Here is a 17,066-nt window from a genome sequence, read left to right on the forward strand (position 1 = left end):
TAAACTGACGCCTGCCTTAGGTCCCCACAGTCCCGAACCTCTGTTAAGACGAACCGATGCAAGCCTTCACCAAGCTCGACGCCAAGATCGCTCCCCTGCCCCTGGCCAATGTCGACACCGACCAGATCATCCCCAAGCAGTTCCTGAAGACCGTGGAACGTGAAGGGCTGTCCAAGGGGCTGTTCTACGACTTCCGCTTCGACGAGGAGGGGAAGGTGAAGCCCGACTTCATCCTCAACCGCCCCGAATATAAGGGCGTGGGCGTGCTGGTGGCCGGCGACAATTTCGGCTGCGGATCCTCGCGCGAGCATGCGCCCTGGGCGCTGATGGACTTCGGGATCAGCTGCGTGATCTCCACCAGTTTCGCGGACATCTTCTACAACAACTGCTTCCAGAACGGCCTGCTGCCCGTGGTGCTGGCGCCCGATCAGGTGCAGGCGCTGATGGAGGAGGCCAAGGGCGGCAACCACATGGTCACCGTCGACCTGGAGAGCCAGACCGTCGTCTCGCCGTCGGGCCAGAAGTTCGCCTTCCAGATCGACCCCCAACGCAAGGAAAAGATGCTGAAGGGCCTGGACGCCATCGGCGAGACCCTGCAGGCCGTCGCCGCGATCGACGTCTACGAAGGCAAGCGCGCCATCAGCCAGCCCTGGCTGGAACGGGCGTGACCCTGATCATCGCCGGCACGGTCCGCGTTCCGCGCGAGACCCTGGCGGCGTTCCGTCCGCACATGCTGGCGATGCTGGAGGCCAGCCGCGCCGAGGACGGCTGCATCACCTATTCCTACGCCGAGGACGTGGCCGAGCCTGGCCTGATCCGGGTGTTCGAGGCCTGGCGCGACCAGGCCGCGCTGGATGCGCATTTCCAGACGCCGCACATGGCGACCTGGCGCAGCCATTGGCCGGCCTTCGGCGTGTCCGACCGCCGGCTCAGCGCCTACGACATCGCCGCCGAGCGACCGCTCTAGTCGTCAGGCCGCCTGCAGGTAGACCGTGGAGCCCTGCACCTCAGGCCGATAGACCTGCGCGGGCGCACGGAACAGCCGGTCGATCTCGGCCCGGATCGGGGCCTCGGCGTCGTACTGGGCGCGCAGGCCGGCCGCACGCAGCATCACCGCCGGCGGCTCGGCTTCCTCCGGGGTGAGGAAGAGGCCGAGATTTCGGCTGCCGACGCCGGCGTCGGCCCTGGACGTCGCCATCGAGAGCGGGATGGCCAGGACGAGGCCGAGCGCCACCGGACTAGTCCAGACCAGCAGCACGGGATCCAGAGCAAAGGCGGCGCCCGCCCAGGCCAGACCGAGCGCGGTGTGGAGCCAGTGGCTCCGCCAGGCCTGCTTGAATTTCAGCCGGCCCTCGTCGCGCTGCTGGGCCGCCCAGCCTGAGTGGCGGCCGCGCAGGACCTCGACCACGGCGCGGCTGTGCATCAGCATGAAGACCGGCGCCATCAGGGCCGAGATCGCGATCTCGGCGAGCACGCTGAGCGCCAGGCTGATGGTCCCGCCGCAGGCCAGGCGCGAGGCGCGGCGACGCGCGACCAGCACAGCGCCCATGATCTTGGGGATGAGCAGCAGGGCCATGGTCGCGGCGAACAGGGCGCCGGCGGTGGCGGCGTCGACCGCCTGGCCGGCGTCACGCTGCTGGGCCCAGACCACGCCGCCGACGACCAGGAAGGCCAGCCAAAGCGGCGCGGTGAGATAGGCCAGCACGCCACGGGCCAGGTGCAGCCGGCTGACCCAGTGCAGGCCCTTGGCGCCCAGCACAGCGCTGTGCTGCAGGTTGCCCTGGCACCAGCGGCGGTCGCGCACGGCCATGTCCAGCAGGGACGGCGGGGCCTCTTCGAAACTGCCAGTCAGGTCCGGCGCCATTCGCACAGCCCAACCGCCGCGCCGCAACAGCGCGGCCTCGACGAAGTCATGGCTCATGATGTGGCCGCCGAACGGCTTGCCGCCCTTGATGTGGGGCAAGCCCGCGCAGTCGGCGAAGGCCCGGGTGCGGATGATGGCGTTGTGGCCCCAATAGTTGCCCTCGGCCCCCGACCACCAGGCTTGGCCCTGGGCGATCACCGGGCCGTAGATGCGCGCGGCGAACTGCTGCAGGCGGGCGAACAGGGTCGAGGCGCCGATGATCGACGGCAGGGTCTGGATCAGGCCGACCCGGCGGTCGCGCTCCATCGCGGCGGTCAGGCGCAGGATGGTGTCGCCGGTCATCAGGCTGTCGGCGTCGAGGATGATCATCGACTCATAGCCGGCCCCGGACCGCATGACCCAATCGGCGATGTTGCCGGCCTTACGGTCCAGGTTCAGCGCCCGGCGGCGATAGAAGATGCGATCGGGCGCGTCGAGCTTCAGGCGCAGCCGCAGCACGCCGGTCGCCTCGGCCTGGGCGATCGCCGCGTCGCGCGTGTCGGACAGGACGAAGATGTCGTAGAGCTCGGCCACGCCCAGGGCCTCGAGCTCCTCGTAGATGGCCTGCACCCCCGACAGGATCCGGCCCGGATCCTCGTTGTAGGTCGGCATCAGCAGGGCGGTGCGAGTGAAGATGATCGGTTGGGGCCGCCAGGGCTCCAGATCACGCGCCCGCCACATCAGGACGAACCCCGCCACCGCGCTGATGAAGGCGAAGGCGACCCAGGAAAACAGCAAGGCGAACAGGGCCAGCATCAGGCCATCAGCGATCGCGAAGCCCTTCGGCGCCAGCAGCCGCGCCATGACGCCCGTGGCGCCCAGCGTCGAAACCGCCGTAAGGCCGACGACCAGCGTGCGGCGCCAGGCGCGGCTGTCGGTGAAACCGAGGCAGGCCTGGCCCATGGTGTCCCGCTCCAGGTCCTGGACGGGCATGGCCAACGGCCGGCGCGGCGGCAGGCTGCGCAGGGCGGGGCCGGTCCTTGGTTTCCAAGGCCGAGCCGGCGAACGGGCGGTTACGCGATCCATCGGTACAGCCACACCTCCGAGCAGGGTTTTCCAGCCCGCAGCAATTGCGCGCGCAGGTCGGCGCCGCGCGCCTGGGCCGGGTCAAACTCGAAGCTCAACCGCACCCCGCGGGTCTCTGGGTTAGGTGACAAATGGGTGTCCAGCACCGCACCGGCCGATGTCGTGACTTGGGCCGTCACGCCGTCGGCGCTCGGCAGGTCGAAGTCGACCACGAAGCGCCGGCGCGGCTTGGCGGCCGCGGCGCCGGACCGGGTCTGCGCGACACGGGCGAGGCCGGCGGGGGGCCGCTCCGGCCCCCAATGCAGACGATAAGCGAAGCTCGCCGGGACGCCGGCGCGCAGCGGCGCGGCCGGGGTCCAGAAGGCGGCGATATTGTCCTCGTACTCGGTGCGGGTCGGCAGCTCGACCAACCGCACCTGGCCCGGCCCCCAAGCGCCCTTCGGCTCGACCCACAGACTGGGACGCAGGTCGTAGCGCGCCTCCAGGTCCTGGTAGGCGTCCAGCCGCCGCTCGCGCTGCATGAGGCCGTAGCCCTTCGGGTTCTTGTCCTGGAAGGCGCTGGTCTGCACGAGGCTGGGATTGACCAGCGGCCGCCACAGCCGCTCGCCCTGGCCGTTGACCACCGACAGGCCGTCGGAGTCGTGCACACGGGGCCGGAAATCATCGAACCGCCGGGCCGCGTCGCCGGAGAACAGGAACATGCTGGTCAGCGGCGCGATCCCGACATTGGCGATCGGCCGACGCGGAAAGATCCTGGCGCTCACGTCGAAGATCGTCGCGTCCCCCGGCGTCACCACGAACCGGAAAGCCCCGGCGCAGCTGACGCTGTCCAGCAGGGCCAGGATCGTCAGGCTGCGCGCGCCGGGCGAGGGCCGCTCGATCCAGAACGAGCGGAAGATCGGGAACTCCTCCGGGCCGCCCGTGCCGATGGCCAGGCCCCTGGCCGAGAGGCCGTAGAGCATGCCCTTGGCCACGGCGCGGAAGTAGGACGCGCCCAGGAAAACGGCGACCTCGTCATAGTAGGAGGCCTTGTTGATCGGCGCATGGATGCGGAAGCCGGCGAACCCCAGTTGCGGCGACAGGCCGGTGGGCGCGCCGCGCTTGAAATTGAACAGGTCGGTGGAATAGGCGATCGGGGTCGGACGACCGTCATGCAGCTCGAAGAGATCGACCTGCTCGCGGAACAGTCCCCCGCGATGGAAGAACTGCAACTGGAACGGCAGGCGTTCGGCCTTCCAGAGGGCATGGTCCGGGTTGAAACGGATGTCGCGATAGGCGTCGTAGTCCAACGTGGACAAGGCCTGCGGCAGCGCCTTGGACGGCGCGCTGTAGGGGCGCCGCGACAGATCGCGGGCCAGGGCCTGGACGTCGGCCTCGCCAAAGCCGCGCGACGTTGCGGCGTGCGCGGCCTGCCCCACGCCCAGCGCGGCCAGCGGCGCGGCGGCGATCACGTGACGACGGGTCGGGCGGCTAGGCCGGGCTTGTCCTGGCGATCGTTCGAGCACGCGTCTTCCAGCAGGGGGTGAGTTTTTCGCGATCGGACCGTCTCGGGACTCGATGGGGCGAAACCAAGGCGGGGTCAGGTTTTTCGCCGGAACACCCATTGGAAAGCCGTCATTCGCCTCGATTTGTCGCAGCGATGGTCGCCCCACGCCCACGAAACCAAGGTGGCGCTTCGCCTTGGGGGTTTTCCATCGGTCCGTCTTCGCCTACGAGATCGCCTCCAAACGCCGGCTCTAGGCGTGACCAGAACGGGGGCTCCCACATGACCGACCTGCTTCTTCTGCCCGGCGACGGCATCGGCCCGGAAGTCACCGCCCAGGTCCGCCGCGTCGCCGAGGCCCTGACGCCCGATCTCGCCATCGAAGAGCGTCTGTTCGGCGGCTGCAGCTACGATGCGCACGGCGTGCCGCTGACCGACGAAGCCCTGGCGACCGCCAAGGCCTCCAAGGCGGTGCTGATGGGCGCGGTGGGCGGCCCCCAATGGGCCGGCGCGCCGCGCGACAAGCGCCCCGAGGCTGGCCTGCTGAACCTGCGCGCCGGCATGGAGGTGTTCGCCAACCTGCGCCCGGCCCTGTGCTTCAACGCCCTGGCCGACGCCTCGTCGCTGAAGCGTGAGCTGGTCGAGGGCCTGGACATGATGATCGTCCGCGAACTGACCGGCGGCATCTATTTCGGCTCGCCCCGCTTCATCGAGGAGCTGCCGGAAGGCGGCAAGCGCGCCGTCGACACCCAGGTCTACACGACCATGGAGATCGAGCGCGTCGCCCGCGTGGCCTTCGAACTGGCCCGCGGCCGCCGCAACAAGGTCCACTCCGCCGAGAAGTCCAACGTGATGGACTCCGGCCTGTTGTGGCGCGAAGTGGTCACCGACCTGCACAAGCGCGAGTTCGCCGATGTCGAGCTGGAGCACATCCTGGCCGACAACGCCGCCATGCAGATCGTCAAGAACCCCAAGCAGTTCGACGTCATGGTCACCGACAACCTGTTCGGCGACATCCTGTCCGACGCCGCGGCCCAGCTGACCGGCTCGCTCGGCATGCTGCCCTCGGCGGCCCTCGGCCTGCCGGGCAAGCCGGGCCTCTATGAGCCGATCCACGGTTCGGCCCCGGACATCGCCGGTCAGAACCTCGCCAACCCGTTGGCGGCGATCCTATCCTTCGAAATGGCCCTGCGCTGGTCGCTGGGCCGCACGCAAGCCGCCGACCAACTCTACGGCGCGGTCATCAAGGCCCTGGAAGGCGGCGCCCGCACCCGCGACCTCGGCGGGTCGCTCTCCACCACCCAGATGGGCGACGCGGTGCTGGCGGCCCTCTAGAGCCGCTGCGGGCCGCCTGCGAGGGCGGCCCGCGGGCTCAGAACTGACGTGCACGGGTGCCACAGAGACGGGTGCGCGGCGAACCGGCGCACCGAGATTCTGTTGCTTTTTTCCGGCGGATGCGACATGGGGACGCCGGCATGAGAGACCTCAAGAAAAATAGCTTCAACGACCGCGCGGCGACCTCGCTGGAGGCCAAGAAGGCCCTCCTGGCGAAGATGAAAGTCAAGCCGACCGTCACCGCCCCTGTCGCTCCCGACCGCGCCGCCATCAAGGCCGCCGAGCTCGCTGAGCTTCGCGCTACGCGCGAGGCTGAGCGTATCGAGAAGCGCCGCATCGCCGCCGAAGCCGACGCGCTTCGCGCCGAGGTGGAGGCGTTCGACAACGAGACCCGCGAGCTGGAGACGCGCGCCGCCCAAAAGGCCGCCCGCGACGCCCGCTACGCGGCCCGTAAACAGCGCCGCAAATAACCTCGCCCTAGTCCGGGTGGTCGGCCGCCGAGGCCGGCGCCACGTGCGGCGGGAATGCGTCGGCCAGGGGTTCGTACCTGGCCCGCGCCCGCTCGAGTCGCGCCCGCATGTCCACTGCGGCCTCGGGGAAATTGCGCGCGACGCTGTAGTTCTCGCCTGGATCGATATCCATGTCGAACAGCAGCGGATAGCCGTCCAGCGCGATGTCGTAGGTCCGGTAATAGGACCGCGCCACGTACTTCCAGCGCGCCGTGCGGACCGCCGCGACCTTGGCGTTGTCGAACAGCACGATCTCCTCGTGCGGCGACGCCGCCCCTTCCTTCAGAACGCCCGAGATATCGCGCCCGTCCAGTTCGCGGTCGGCGACCTGCGGCTTGCCGGCCATGGCCAACAGGGTCGGCAGCAGGTCGAGATTGCTGGCCAGGCCTGAGCTGACCTGCCCGGCCGGCAGGGTCCCCGGCTGGCGGGCGATGAACGGCACGCGGAAGCCGCCGTCCCAGGCCGAGCCGCCCTTGCGGTCGCGGAACGGACCCGATGATCCCTCGAACCACGGCCCGTTGTCGGAGGTGAAGGCCACCAGGGTGTCCTCGTCGAGGCCCAGCGCCTTCAGCTGCGCCAGCAGCCGGCCGACATTGCGGTCGATCTCCTCGACCACCTCGCCATAGGCGCCGCCCGGCGAGCCGGTCAGGTCGTCGGGATTGGGCTTCAGCGGAATGTGCGGGGCGGTCAGGGTCAGCAGCACGAAGAACGGCCGCTCGCGGTTCTCCTCGACGAAGGCGGCGGTGCGCTCGAAGAACTGCTGGGTCAGCTTGGAGAAGTCGGCCTTGCTCTCGCTCATCGGCGTCTGGCCGCTGTCGTAGAGCGCCAACGGTTTCATGTCGTGGCTGTAGGGCAGGCCGTAGAAGTGGTCGAAGCCATGGACCATCGGCGGCCAGTGCGGCGCCACATGGCCCAGGTGCCACTTGCCGATCAGGGCGCTCGTATAGTCCTCGCCCAGCGCCTTGGGGATGGTCAGGGCGTCCACCGGCAGGCCGGTGGTGTCGGACGGCTGGATCACCTCGTGGGCCAGGCCGTTGCGGATCGCATACTGGCCGGTCAGCATCCCGGCCCGCGACGGCGTGCAGACATTGGCCGAGGCATAGAAGTCGGTCAGCCGCACGCCCTCTTGCGCCATGCGGTCAAGGTTCGGCGTGCGGATCACCTTGCCGCCGTCACAGCCTAGGTCGCCATAGCCCAGGTCGTCGGCGACGATGATGATGAAGTTGGGCTGGCGCATGGGAACTCTTCGGAACGGGCGAATCTGCGCGCAACATCCACACCGCGCCCGCCGGTGTCATCCCCAAAGCGAGGCGCCTAGAGCTTCAGCAACCAGGTCTCGCTGATCAGGCCCGGGGCGATGGCGCCGTCCGGGTGACTTTCGACCAGCTCGAAACCGGCCCCGGCATAGACCGCCCGCGCCGCGGTCAGGATGCTCTGGGTCCAGAGGGTGATCTCGGCGTAGCCGGCGGCCCGCGCGAAGGCGACGCACTCGGCGACCAGCCGCTTGCCCAGCCCCAGGCCCCGGGCCGCGGGCTCGATCAGCAGCAGCCGCAGCTTGGCCTGACCGGGGACGTCGCTCCTGACCAGGAAGATCGTGCCGAGGATCTCGCCGCCGCGCTCGGCGATCCAACAGCGCTCACGCAGGGGGTCGAGGTTGTCGATGAAGTCGGCGGCGATCCGCGCCACCAGGGCCTCGAACCGCTCGTCCCATCCGTATTCGCGGGCGTAGAGCGCGCCGTGCCGATGAACCACCCAGCCCATGTCGCCGGGGCGGTGGGGCCGGAGTATGACCTCGCCGGCCGCCGGCGCCTTGAGCAGGGTTTCGATCTGCGCCATCGCCCCAGTCAACCGCGTCCGCTCCACCGTGGTGAGCGGGGCGATCAGGCCCTCCACGGCGCCCTCGGCCACCTGCCGCATGCCGTTATAGGCGTGGATGCCCTCGGAGCTCAGCCACACCATGACGCTGCGTCCGTCATGGCGTGAGGGCTCGCGGACCATCAGCCCCTCGGCCTCGAACCGTTTCAGGATGCGGCTGAGGTAGCCATTATCGAGCCCGGTGTTGGCGGCCAGCGCCTTGGGGCTGACGCCGTCCGGCGTCTGGGCGACCTCGTAGAGCACCCGCATTTCGGCCAGGCCGTAGGGCGATCCGAGATGCGCCTCGTCCAAGGCGCCGATCCTGCGGGTGTAGAACCGGTTGAACCGGCGAACAGCGGCGATGGCGTCCTTGGGCTGCATGAGTTTCCTCCCAGGCCATCATTTTACCGATAGTTGACGCAGTCAACTATGTTGTTTTAGGCGGCTTTTGCGCTGCGCGACGCGCCGTCAGGGTCAGCAGCTCGGACGCCATGTCGAGCCAGGTCGGGGTCAAGCCCTCGGCCAGGCTTTCGAGCCACACCCCCTTGCGCCGCAAGGCTTCGGCGTGGGCCGCGCAGCCCTGATCGGTCATCGACAACAGGTGCGCGCGGGCATGTTCGGGGTTGCGGGCGTAGGCCGCCAGCCCCCGATCGACCAGATCGTCGGCCAGTCGCTGCACGGCCTGGCGGCTCAGGCCCAGCACCCGGGCGATTTGCGAGACCGTGCGCGGTTGCGAGCGCTCCAGGACGTCCAGAATCTGCCCGCGCGCGCTGCTTAGGCCAAGATCGGCGACAAGGTTGTCGAAGGCGCCGGTCATCACCGCGCCAGCCTTGGTCGAGGCTTGGAAGAGCCGCAGCAGGGCGTCGGCGTTTGAATTCATGTCAATGAATTGTCATTTCGACAATAGATTGTCAATTTTCCCGCGCCATTGTCGAGGGCGGCCGCGCGGCTAAAGTCGGGGCATGCAAGCTTTCATGTTCCGTACGCCCTACGACCGCATCGCCGGACGCATCGCCGCCATGGCGCCCGATCTGGACGTCGTCGTGCTGGAACCGGACGGCGGCCTGACGCTGAACGGTCAGACTTTCGACGCCGCGGGGCTGAAGCCCGACATCTGGTGGCTGACGCTCGAGGCCTTCGGCGCCCAGACCAAGGACTACTTCGGTCGACTGAAGGCCTCGGCGGACGCGCGGTGGGTGCAGACGGTGTTCGCCGGGGTCGAGAACCCGGTGTTCAAGCCCCTGGCTCGCGAGGGCCTGCTGGTGACCAACTCCAGCGCCCAGGCTCCGGCCATCGCCGAGTACGTGAGCGTCCACGCGCTCAGCCTGCTGCACCCGATCGCCGAGCAGCAGGCCCACCAGGACGCCCGCACCTGGAAGCCGGTGAACTTCCGCGAGGTCGGTCAGACCCGCTGGCTGATCGTCGGCTTCGGCAATATCGGCCGCGAGATCGCCGTCCGCGCCAAGGCGTTCGGGGCGCAGGTCGAGGCGGTGCGACGCGCCGCCTCCGCCGAGGGCCTGGCCGACGCCGTCTCCACCCTCGCCGACCTGCCGGAACGGCTGCCCGACGCCGACGTGGTCGTCCTGGCCTGCGCGCTCAACGACGAGACCCGCGACCTGGCGAACGCCGAATTCTTCGCGGCGATGAAGCCCGGCTCGATCCTGATCAATATCGGCCGCGGCGGCCTGGTCGACGAGGACGCCCTGCGCACGGCCCTGGACGCCGACAAACCCGCCCACGCGGTGCTCGACGTCTTCAAGACCGAGCCCCTGCCCGCCGACAGCTGGTTCTGGGACCATCCGAAGGTCCGGGTGACACCCCACGCCTCCAATCGGGGCGCGCTGACCGGGGAGCGCGGCGACGCCCTGTTCCTGGGGAACCTGGGCCTCTACCTGCGCGGCGAGCCGCTGCGCAACCGCGTCAACCCGGCCGATATCGGGGTGGGCTAGGCCCCGATCTTGGGATCAAGGCGCCGGGCCTGGGCCTTGTCGGCCTGCGCCCCCTTGGCGTCGCCGAGCTCGGCTTTCGACAGCCCCCGCGCCCACCAGACGGACGCCACGTTCGGGTCGCCCTTGAGGGCGGCGTCCAGGACCTCGACCGCCTGCAGATGGTCGCCCATCCGCCGATAGATCTCCGCCTTCCACGCCAGATACACGGGCTGGTCGGGAAACAGGGCCAGCGCCTGGTTGATATCCTTCAGGGCGCGGTCGTAGCGCTCCAGCTCCCGATAGGCGATCGAGCGACTGGCGTAGACCGAGCCGTGCTCGGGGTCGGCGGCCTGCGCCGCGTCAAAATCCTTGACCGCCTCGGCGTACCTTTCCGCGCCGAGTTCCAATCGCCCGCGGCTGTGCAAGGCGTAGACCGACTTCGGCTCGATCTTCAGCGCGGCCTCGACGTCGGCCCTCGCCCCGGCGTTGTCCCCGATGAAGGCGCGCGTCATCCCACGATCGACCAGCAGTTCGGCGTTGACCGGATCGATCTGAACAGCGCGGTCATAGGCCTCAAGCGCCGGCTTCGCCTTGTCGCCGCGACGACGGACGGGCCAAGGCACAAGACCAGGCAAATGCTGGCGGCTGTCGCCGCTCTAAACGAAAACACGCAATCCCCCCGACCGCTCAACCCTAGGGTATAGGGCGGCAGGAAGAATGAAAAGTGAACAAATCAGGCTTCGACGGTCATCTGGGTCTGCAGCACCAGGGCCAGGAGCTTGCCGTCGGCGTTGGTGATCCGGGTCTGCCAGACGCTGGAACGACGGCCGATGTGGAGGGGAACGGCCTCTCCCTCGACCGTCGTGCCGACCTTGGCCGAGCCCAGGAAGTTGGTCTTGGATTCCAAGGTCGTGGTCCGCGCCCCGTCCGGCAGGTTGAGGAAGCCGCCGACCGCGCCCAAGGCGTCGGCGAAGGCCATGAACGCCCCGCCGTGCAGGATACCGCCCGCCGTACAGAGATCCTCGCGCACCACCAGGCGGCCGGTGACCCGCGCCTTGGTCCGCTCCACGATCTCAACGCCCATGAGGTTGGAAAACGGCATGCCGGTTTCGGGGGTCGCGGTGTCCGTCCTCATGAGCGTGCTCCGTCGCTGGCCTAGACGCCAGAAAGCGGCTCGGTCGGCGCGGGGTCAATAACCTCGTTGGTAGCGAGTTCCGGCGTGGCCGGCGGCGTCTCGACCGGCTCTTCGCCGCGGACCGGACGCTTTAACGCCGCCGTCAGTTCGTCGATGGAGACCTTGCCGTCCTTGTTGGCGTCGAGTCTGTCGAAAGCTCGCTCCGCCTGAGCGCCGCGTCCTTCGGCGTAGCCCGACTTGCCCGGCAGCGCGTCCTTGAGCTCAGTCAGGGTGAAGGCGTCGTCGTCGTCCTGGTCGATGGCCGCCACCAGATGCTCAGCCAGGCCGCCGCCGGCGGCCGCCTGTTGCGCGATCAGGGCGTCGAGGGTCTTGGGGCCAAACCGCCCGCCGGCGGGAGGCTCCGGCAAGATCGGCTTTCCAGCGGCTGGGGCCTCCAGGGCGGCAAAAAGCGCCTGGGCGGGCCGGCCATTCTTGCCCTGTCCCTGCTTCTCGATCGCCGACAGCTCGGCCACGGTCAGCTTCCCGTCGCCATCAGCGTCCAACCTGGCCGCAATCCGTTGCTGGGCCACGGTTGTGGGATCATCGGCCTTGCCTGGCCGACGGCTCTGGGATGCGAAATCCGGCGCCGCGGGGCGCATGTTTTGCGAGGGTCCGTTGATGGACATCGGTCGTCCTCCGTTATCTTTGGACGACCCCACGCAACGCTCGTGCCAGCAGGGCCGCGAGAAGCGCTCGCGTTGCGCCCGCGCGCAGGGCGGCGTAAGGGAACGCTCCGCTTTGAAGACTAGAAGGAGACCGCCATGGGCTATCGTGTGGCCGTGGTCGGCGCCACGGGTAATGTGGGCCGCGAAATGCTGAACATCCTCGAGGAAGTGAACTTCCCCGTCGACAAGATGCACGCGATCGCCAGCCGCAAATCCATCGGCGTGGAAGTGTCCTTCGGCGACAAGATCATCAAGTGCGAGGACGTCGAGCAATTCGACTTCTCCACCGTCGACGTCGTGCTGATGAGCGTGTCCGGCTCGTTCTCCAAGGAATGGGCGCCCAAGATCGGCGCCGCCGGCCCCATCGTCATCGACAATTCGTCGGCCTGGCGCATGGACCCCGACGTGCCGCTGATCGTTCCGGAAGTGAACCCGGACGACGTCAGCTATGCCGGCAAGAAGAACATCATCGCCAACCCGAACTGCTCCACCGCTCAGCTGGTGGTGGCGCTTAAGCCGCTGCACGACCGCGCGCGCATCAAGCGGGTGGTGGTCGCGACCTACCAGTCGGTCTCCGGCGCCGGCAAGGAAGGCATGGACGAGCTCTGGGATCAGACCAAAGGCGTCTTCGTCCTGGGCGCTCCTGAGCCCAAGAAGTTCCCCAAGCAGATCGCCTTCAACGTCATCCCCTTCATCGGCGCCTTCAACGAGGACGGCTACACCGACGAAGAGGCCAAGATGTGGAACGAGGTCCACAAGATGATCGACCCGTCGATCGCGCTCACCGTGACCTGCGTCCGCGTGCCGGTCATGGTCGGCCACTCCGAGGCGGTGAACATCGAGTTCCACGATCCGATCGACGAGGACGAGGCCCGCGACCTGCTGCGCGAGAGCCCCGGCCTGCTGGTCATCGATCAGCGTAACGACAAGGGCTACATGACGCCCAAGGAAGCTCAAGGCGAGTTCCCGGTCTTCGTCAGCCGCATCCGCAAGGACACCACCGTCGAGAACGGCCTGAACATGTGGGTCGTCGCCGACAACCTGCGCAAGGGCGCGGCGCTGAACGCGGTGCAGATCGCCGAACTGCTGCACGAGCGCGGCCTACTGAAGACCAAGACCGTCGCCTAGGATATCGACAGGCGGGTAGGACGGCTTGCCTCCTACCCGCCCAGTTTCGACAGGGCGAAGGCGGCGAGGAATCCCGCCACGGTGATCAGGCCCGCATATTCGCGGGTCACGGCGAAGGCCTCCGGGATCATGGTGTCGACCAGCATGGCCAGGATCGCGCCGGCCGCCACAGCCGTCACCGCGGCGATGATCAGCGGGTCGGCGCCGACCAGCAGGGTCGCCCCGGCATAGGCCGCGACGCCCGAGGCCAGGGCGATCACACCCCACACCCCAAAGATGTAGCCCGCCCCACGCCCGGCCTTGCGCATGCCCGCGGCGCTGGAAAGTCCCTCGGGCAGGTTCGAGAGGAACACCGCCGCCACCGTCGCGGCGCTGACGCCCACCCCGCCCAGCAGGCTGGCGCCGATCACCACGCTCTCGGGGATGCCGTCCAGCAGCGCCCCGGCGGCGATGGCCAGGCCCGAGCCTTCGGAGCTGTGCTGCTGGCGTTCGGTCGGGTGATGACCCGAGCGTTTGCGATGTCCGCCGCCCGCCTTGGTGATGGCGATGTTGACGCCGGTGAAGATGGCCGCGCCGGTCAGGAAGCCCGCCGCCGTGGCCGGGAACCCGCCCATGGCGAACGCCTCGTCCATCAACTCGAAAGCCACGGCCGAGATCAGCACCCCCGACCCCATGGCCATGACGGCCGCCACCAATCGCGGCGGGATCGAGATGAAATAGGCGACGCCGGCGCCCAACAGCAGGGCCGAGCCGGCGACCAGCCCCCAGAACCCGGCCTCGATGGGCGGCGACATGCAAGGCTCCTCAAAGCCGCGTCCGAAGGCCGCTACAGTTTCACGGAAAGGGCCTTGCCGGAAAGGTCATACGGCATAGGTATGGGGGCTCCTGGCCGCCCTGCGCCGTCCCCCTCGAACATCCTGACCGAAAGACCGCGCCGTGGCCAAGGACGCCTCCGCCCAGACCAACAACGCCGCGCTTTGGGCGGGCATGCTCTGCTACGTGATCTGGGGCATCGTCCCGCTGGCCTTCCAGGTCATGGGCCGCCTCGATATCGGCGCCTGGGAGATCCTGGCCCACCGCACCCTGTGGGCCGTGCCGACCGCCTTCCTGTTCGTGATCCTGGCCCGCCAGACGCCGCAATTGCTCCAGGTGCTGCGCCAACCGCGGGTGATGGCCTGGCTGACGCTGTCGGCCGCCATCATCGCGGTCAATTGGCTGGTCTTCATCTGGGCGGTGAACAACGGCCGGGTGCTGGAGACCAGCCTGGGCTATTTCATCAATCCGCTGATGGCGATGGCCGCCGGCGCGCTGATCTTCCGCGAGAGGATCGACGCGGTCGGCAAGGGCGCGATCGGCCTGGCGGCGGTCGGCGTGACCATCCAGGCCATTGCGCTCGGCCACCTGCCGATCGTCTCCCTGACCCTGGCCGTCACCTTCTGCGCCTATGGCGTGATCCGCAAACGGGTGGCCGCCGAGGCCCAGACCGGCCTGTTCATCGAGTGCCTGATCCTCGCCGTTCCGGGACTGGTCCTGATCGCCTGGCTGGAACGCACCGGCGCGGGGCACTTCACCACCAGCCAGGCCTCGGCCCTTTGGCTGCTGGCCTGCGGGCCGATGACCGCCATCCCGCTGATGCTGTTCTCCTGGGCCGCCCGCCGCATCCCGTTCTCGGCCATGGGCTTCCTGCAGTTCATCGCCCCCAGCATGACCTTCGTCATGGGCGTGATGCAGGGCGAGCGCTTCACCGCCCTGCGCGGCGTCTCGTTCGGCTTCATCTGGTGCGGCGCGGCGGTCTTCGCCTACGGCGCCTGGCGTCGCAGCCGTTTGCTGCGGGCGGCGACGTAGCCCCCTCAGTCGGCTTCGCCGCCAGCTCCCCCAGAGGGGGAGCATCTGAAAAATAAGATCCTCCCCCGCTGGGGGAGGTGGATCGGCGAAGCCGAGACGGAGGGGGCTACAGCCCCGCGTAGGCCGCCTCGATCAGCCGCTTGGCGCGGGCGTCGCCGATCAGGTCGGTGGACTGCTTGTTCATCACATAAGCCCCGGCCAGCTTGGTCTGCGGATCGGCGAAGGCGCAGGAGCCGCCCCAGCCCGAATGGCCGAAGGTCTGTTCGCCCGGCCCCCAGACCTTCACCGCGCTATTGCGCATGAAGCCCGCGCCCCAGCTCATCACGAAGGGCAGCACCAGGTCCTGGCCGTGGATGCGTTCGCGCGAGGCCTCGGCGATCAGCGACGGCGAGAGGATCTCCTCGCCGTCCAGCCAGCCGTCATTGGCCAGCGCCCCGATCAACCGCGCCAGGGCCGGCGCGGTGGCGTGACCATTGGCCGAGGGGATCTCCATCCGCCGCCATTCGGCCTGACCACGTCCGGCCGGCGAGGACCAGGGCGTCAGGAAGGCGGCCTTGGTCGCGGCGTTGATCTCGCCGAAATTCGGCAGGCCGTTCGGCCGCTGCAGATCAGCGGCGCGGTCGTGCTCGGCGTCGGGCAGACCGATCCAGAGGTCGAGGTCGAACGGGACCGCCAGGTCCTGGCGCAGGGCCGTGCCCATGGTCCGGCCGTCGACCCGGCGGAAGATCTCGCCGGCCAGATAGCCAAAGGTGATCGGGTGATAGCCGCTGGCGGTTCCCGGCGGCCACAGCGGGGCCATGGCCGCCAGCTTGGCGCAGATGGCGTCCCAGTCGAACCACAGGGCCGGCTCCATCTCGTCGGGAAAGCCCGACAGGCCCTCCTGGTGACTCATCACCTGCTCGACGGTGATCGCTGCCTTGCCGGCCTGCGCGAACTCGGGCCAGACCTGCGCGACCGGCTGGTCGTAGGCGAGCTTTCCCTGGTCGACCAGCCGGGCGATCAACAGGGCGGCGAGCGCCTTGGTGGTCGAGAACACCGGGGTCAGGGTCTTGTCGTCGAACGGCTTGGTCCGGGCCCGGTCGGCGAACCCGGCCCAGAGGTCGACCACCAGCTCGCCGGCCTCCACCAGGGCGAAGCGCGCGCCCAGCTCCTGGCCGGCGGCGAAGTTGCCTTCGAAGGCGGCGCGGACGGCCGCGAAGCGGTCGGGGCAAACCCCGTGGATCTCGACTTCGGTGCTCATGCCAATCGCTCCAAACGCACGCTGGGGGAGGTCGCCTTCAGCCTTTGGGCCATGCCGACGATGGGTAGCTCGGCGGCCGAGGCGGCCTGCGCCGCGGCCACGGTGTCGGCCACGCCGCCGACCGCCCGGCCAAGCGCGTAGGACCCGGTCAGGCCGTCCAGCAGCGCCGCGCCGAACAGGGCCGACAGCAGGTCGCCTGTGCCCTTGGGGGCCGAGGGCAGCTTGGGATGGGCGGCCATCCAGGCCTCGGCGCCGTCGAGATAGATCACCCCGATCTCCTTGCCGTGGCTGACCGAGGAGACCAGCACCGGCTTGCCGATCAAGCGGGCGGCGGCCAGCGCCTCCTCCGGCGTGCGGGTGTCGGCGCCGGTCAGGTGGGCCAACTCCCAGACGTTGGGGGCCAGGATGTCGGCGCGCGGGACCAGTTCCTCGATCACCGCCTTGGCCACCTCGGCGGGAACGTAGAGCCCCTTGCCGGCGTCGCCGAGCGTGGGGTCGACGATGACGAGCGGATGGCGGGCGGCCTCGCCGCCGTAGCCCTTGCGCTTGGCGCCGCGCACCGCGTCGATGGCGTGGGCGGCGGCGATCACCTGCTGCGCCGAGGCGAAATAGCCGGTCAGCACCAGGTCGGTCTGGCCAAACAGCTTGTTGGCCTCGATCCCGGCCAGCATGCCCTCGACCGTCTCGTGCGGCACGCGCGCGCCGCCGGGGGCGCCCCAGCCGGGATGACGGCCGAAGAGCACGGTCGGCACGACCATGCTGTCGATCTTGAGAATGGAAAGGGCGCTCGCCTGGGCCGTTCCGCCCACGTGACTGGCGGCGACATGGCTGGAGATTATGAGCGCGAGCGGCATGCCAGCTCTGATTAGCCGAGCGGCCTCATAGGCCACAATAGAGATGCGTCGGCGGAGATGCTCCCCCGCTGGGGGAGCTGTCAGCCGAAAGGCTGACTGAGGGGGCTGCGACTGGAGCAGCA

General features: G+C 68.9%; 18 protein-coding genes. 7 read left to right on the forward strand and 11 right to left on the reverse strand.

Annotated features, from left to right (window positions below; translation table 11 throughout):
• The first annotated feature begins 56 nt into the window (after positions 1 to 56).
• Positions 57 to 668, forward strand: a complete 612-nt coding sequence (gene leuD / locus ASE02_RS15755) for a 3-isopropylmalate dehydratase small subunit (protein WP_056735500.1) — start codon at positions 57 to 59, stop codon at positions 666 to 668.
• Positions 665 to 967: a putative quinol monooxygenase gene (locus ASE02_RS15760; RefSeq protein ID WP_200957701.1), complete on the forward strand. Its 303-nt coding sequence runs from the start codon at positions 665 to 667 to the stop codon at positions 965 to 967. The genes leuD and ASE02_RS15760 overlap by 4 nt, the downstream gene beginning before the upstream one ends.
• 3 nt (positions 968 to 970) lie before the next feature.
• On the opposite strand, the gene mdoH is transcribed toward ASE02_RS15760, so the two are convergent.
• Positions 971 to 2,929, reverse strand: a complete 1,959-nt coding sequence (mdoH, locus tag ASE02_RS15765; protein ID WP_082602141.1) for a glucans biosynthesis glucosyltransferase MdoH — start codon at positions 2,927 to 2,929, stop codon at positions 971 to 973.
• Complete coding sequence (locus ASE02_RS15770) at positions 2,917 to 4,434, reverse strand: glucan biosynthesis protein (protein ID WP_200957702.1); 1,518 nt, start codon at positions 4,432 to 4,434, stop codon at positions 2,917 to 2,919. Before ASE02_RS15770 ends, mdoH begins: the two co-directional genes overlap by 13 nt.
• A 260-nt stretch (positions 4,435 to 4,694) precedes the next feature.
• Between ASE02_RS15770 and leuB the strand changes: the two genes are divergently transcribed.
• Both leuB and ASE02_RS15780 read left to right on the forward strand, forming a co-directional pair.
• Positions 4,695 to 5,747 carry a 3-isopropylmalate dehydrogenase gene (leuB, locus tag ASE02_RS15775; RefSeq protein WP_056735502.1) on the forward strand — a complete coding sequence of 351 codons (1,053 nt, stop codon included), beginning with the start codon at positions 4,695 to 4,697 and terminating at the stop codon, positions 5,745 to 5,747.
• Between the two features lie 140 nt (positions 5,748 to 5,887).
• Positions 5,888 to 6,217, forward strand: coding sequence for a DUF6481 family protein (locus tag ASE02_RS15780; RefSeq protein WP_056735503.1), 330 nt, complete (start codon positions 5,888 to 5,890; stop codon positions 6,215 to 6,217).
• Positions 6,218 to 6,224: 7 nt separating this feature from the next.
• Here the strand turns inward: ASE02_RS15780 and ASE02_RS15785 are convergent, their stop codons facing one another.
• The 3 genes from ASE02_RS15785 to ASE02_RS15795 form a co-directional block, all read right to left on the reverse strand.
• The gene (locus ASE02_RS15785) at positions 6,225 to 7,493 is read right to left on the reverse strand and encodes a sulfatase (protein WP_056735504.1); all 1,269 of its coding nucleotides are present in this window, start codon (positions 7,491 to 7,493) and stop codon (positions 6,225 to 6,227) included.
• Positions 7,494 to 7,570: 77 nt separating this feature from the next.
• Positions 7,571 to 8,491, reverse strand: coding sequence for a bifunctional helix-turn-helix transcriptional regulator/GNAT family N-acetyltransferase (locus ASE02_RS15790; RefSeq protein ID WP_056735505.1), 921 nt, complete (start codon positions 8,489 to 8,491; stop codon positions 7,571 to 7,573).
• A 46-nt stretch (positions 8,492 to 8,537) separates the two neighbouring features.
• Entirely contained in the window at positions 8,538 to 8,990 is a 453-nt protein-coding gene (locus ASE02_RS15795; protein WP_056735506.1) for a MarR family winged helix-turn-helix transcriptional regulator, read from the reverse strand.
• A gap of 82 nt (positions 8,991 to 9,072) precedes the next feature.
• On the opposite strand from ASE02_RS15795, the gene ASE02_RS15800 reads away from it, so the two are divergent.
• A complete protein-coding gene (locus ASE02_RS15800) occupies positions 9,073 to 10,059 on the forward strand; it encodes a D-2-hydroxyacid dehydrogenase (protein WP_056735507.1) in 987 nt (328 codons plus the stop codon).
• Here ASE02_RS15800 and ASE02_RS15805 read toward each other — a convergent pair.
• The 3 genes from ASE02_RS15805 to ASE02_RS15815 form a co-directional block, all read right to left on the reverse strand.
• Positions 10,056 to 10,661: a tetratricopeptide repeat protein gene (locus tag ASE02_RS15805; protein WP_056735508.1), complete on the reverse strand. Its 606-nt coding sequence runs from the start codon at positions 10,659 to 10,661 to the stop codon at positions 10,056 to 10,058. The two genes, ASE02_RS15800 and ASE02_RS15805, sit on opposite strands and share 4 nt — an antisense overlap.
• 110 nt (positions 10,662 to 10,771) lie before the next feature.
• Positions 10,772 to 11,173 carry a PaaI family thioesterase gene (locus tag ASE02_RS15810; RefSeq protein WP_200957703.1) on the reverse strand — a complete coding sequence of 134 codons (402 nt, stop codon included), beginning with the start codon at positions 11,171 to 11,173 and terminating at the stop codon, positions 10,772 to 10,774.
• Between the two features lie 20 nt (positions 11,174 to 11,193).
• Positions 11,194 to 11,838: an EF-hand domain-containing protein gene (locus ASE02_RS15815; RefSeq protein WP_056735509.1), complete on the reverse strand. Its 645-nt coding sequence runs from the start codon at positions 11,836 to 11,838 to the stop codon at positions 11,194 to 11,196.
• A 135-nt stretch (positions 11,839 to 11,973) separates the two neighbouring features.
• On the opposite strand from ASE02_RS15815, the gene ASE02_RS15820 reads away from it, so the two are divergent.
• Positions 11,974 to 13,005: an aspartate-semialdehyde dehydrogenase gene (locus ASE02_RS15820; protein ID WP_056735510.1), complete on the forward strand. Its 1,032-nt coding sequence runs from the start codon at positions 11,974 to 11,976 to the stop codon at positions 13,003 to 13,005.
• A gap of 32 nt (positions 13,006 to 13,037) precedes the next feature.
• Here the strand turns inward: ASE02_RS15820 and ASE02_RS15825 are convergent, their stop codons facing one another.
• Positions 13,038 to 13,799, reverse strand: a complete 762-nt coding sequence (locus ASE02_RS15825) for a ZIP family metal transporter (RefSeq protein ID WP_056735511.1) — start codon at positions 13,797 to 13,799, stop codon at positions 13,038 to 13,040.
• 142 nt (positions 13,800 to 13,941) lie between these two features.
• Here ASE02_RS15825 and rarD point away from each other — a divergent pair, with 142 nt between their 5' ends.
• The gene (rarD, locus tag ASE02_RS15830; protein ID WP_235536718.1) at positions 13,942 to 14,850 is read left to right on the forward strand and encodes an EamA family transporter RarD; all 909 of its coding nucleotides are present in this window, start codon (positions 13,942 to 13,944) and stop codon (positions 14,848 to 14,850) included.
• Positions 14,851 to 14,956: 106 nt separating this feature from the next.
• On the opposite strand, the gene ASE02_RS15835 is transcribed toward rarD, so the two are convergent.
• Together ASE02_RS15835 and ASE02_RS15840 are read right to left on the reverse strand one after the other, a co-directional pair.
• Positions 14,957 to 16,090, reverse strand: coding sequence for a serine hydrolase domain-containing protein (locus tag ASE02_RS15835; protein WP_056735512.1), 1,134 nt, complete (start codon positions 16,088 to 16,090; stop codon positions 14,957 to 14,959).
• A complete protein-coding gene (locus ASE02_RS15840; protein ID WP_056735513.1) occupies positions 16,087 to 16,944 on the reverse strand; it encodes a pyridoxal kinase in 858 nt (285 codons plus the stop codon). Before ASE02_RS15840 ends, ASE02_RS15835 begins: the two co-directional genes overlap by 4 nt.
• Positions 16,945 to 17,066: the final 122 nt, after the last annotated feature.

Source organism: Phenylobacterium sp. Root700, from assembly GCF_001429025.1.
Classification (GTDB): Bacteria; Pseudomonadota; Alphaproteobacteria; order Caulobacterales; family Caulobacteraceae; genus Phenylobacterium.

Bases quoted from the DNA above. Each gene is read 5' to 3' on its own strand.
- leuD (WP_056735500.1), top strand. From the start codon at position 57: ATGCAAGCCTTCACCAAGCTCGACGCCAAGATCGCTCCCCTGCCCCTG.
- mdoH (WP_082602141.1), bottom strand. From the start codon at position 2,929: ATGGATCGCGTAACCGCCCGTTCGCCGGCTCGGCCTTGGAAACCAAGG.
- leuB (WP_056735502.1), top strand. From the start codon at position 4,695: ATGACCGACCTGCTTCTTCTGCCCGGCGACGGCATCGGCCCGGAAGTC.
- ASE02_RS15780 (WP_056735503.1), top strand. From the start codon at position 5,888: ATGAGAGACCTCAAGAAAAATAGCTTCAACGACCGCGCGGCGACCTCG.
- ASE02_RS15785 (WP_056735504.1), bottom strand. From the start codon at position 7,493: ATGCGCCAGCCCAACTTCATCATCATCGTCGCCGACGACCTGGGCTAT.
- ASE02_RS15790 (WP_056735505.1), bottom strand. From the start codon at position 8,491: ATGCAGCCCAAGGACGCCATCGCCGCTGTTCGCCGGTTCAACCGGTTC.
- ASE02_RS15795 (WP_056735506.1), bottom strand. From the start codon at position 8,990: ATGAATTCAAACGCCGACGCCCTGCTGCGGCTCTTCCAAGCCTCGACC.
- ASE02_RS15800 (WP_056735507.1), top strand. From the start codon at position 9,073: ATGCAAGCTTTCATGTTCCGTACGCCCTACGACCGCATCGCCGGACGC.
- ASE02_RS15810 (WP_200957703.1), bottom strand. From the start codon at position 11,173: ATGAGGACGGACACCGCGACCCCCGAAACCGGCATGCCGTTTTCCAAC.
- ASE02_RS15815 (WP_056735509.1), bottom strand. From the start codon at position 11,838: ATGTCCATCAACGGACCCTCGCAAAACATGCGCCCCGCGGCGCCGGAT.
- ASE02_RS15820 (WP_056735510.1), top strand. From the start codon at position 11,974: ATGGGCTATCGTGTGGCCGTGGTCGGCGCCACGGGTAATGTGGGCCGC.
- ASE02_RS15825 (WP_056735511.1), bottom strand. From the start codon at position 13,799: ATGTCGCCGCCCATCGAGGCCGGGTTCTGGGGGCTGGTCGCCGGCTCG.
- ASE02_RS15835 (WP_056735512.1), bottom strand. From the start codon at position 16,090: ATGAGCACCGAAGTCGAGATCCACGGGGTTTGCCCCGACCGCTTCGCG.
- ASE02_RS15840 (WP_056735513.1), bottom strand. From the start codon at position 16,944: ATGCCGCTCGCGCTCATAATCTCCAGCCATGTCGCCGCCAGTCACGTG.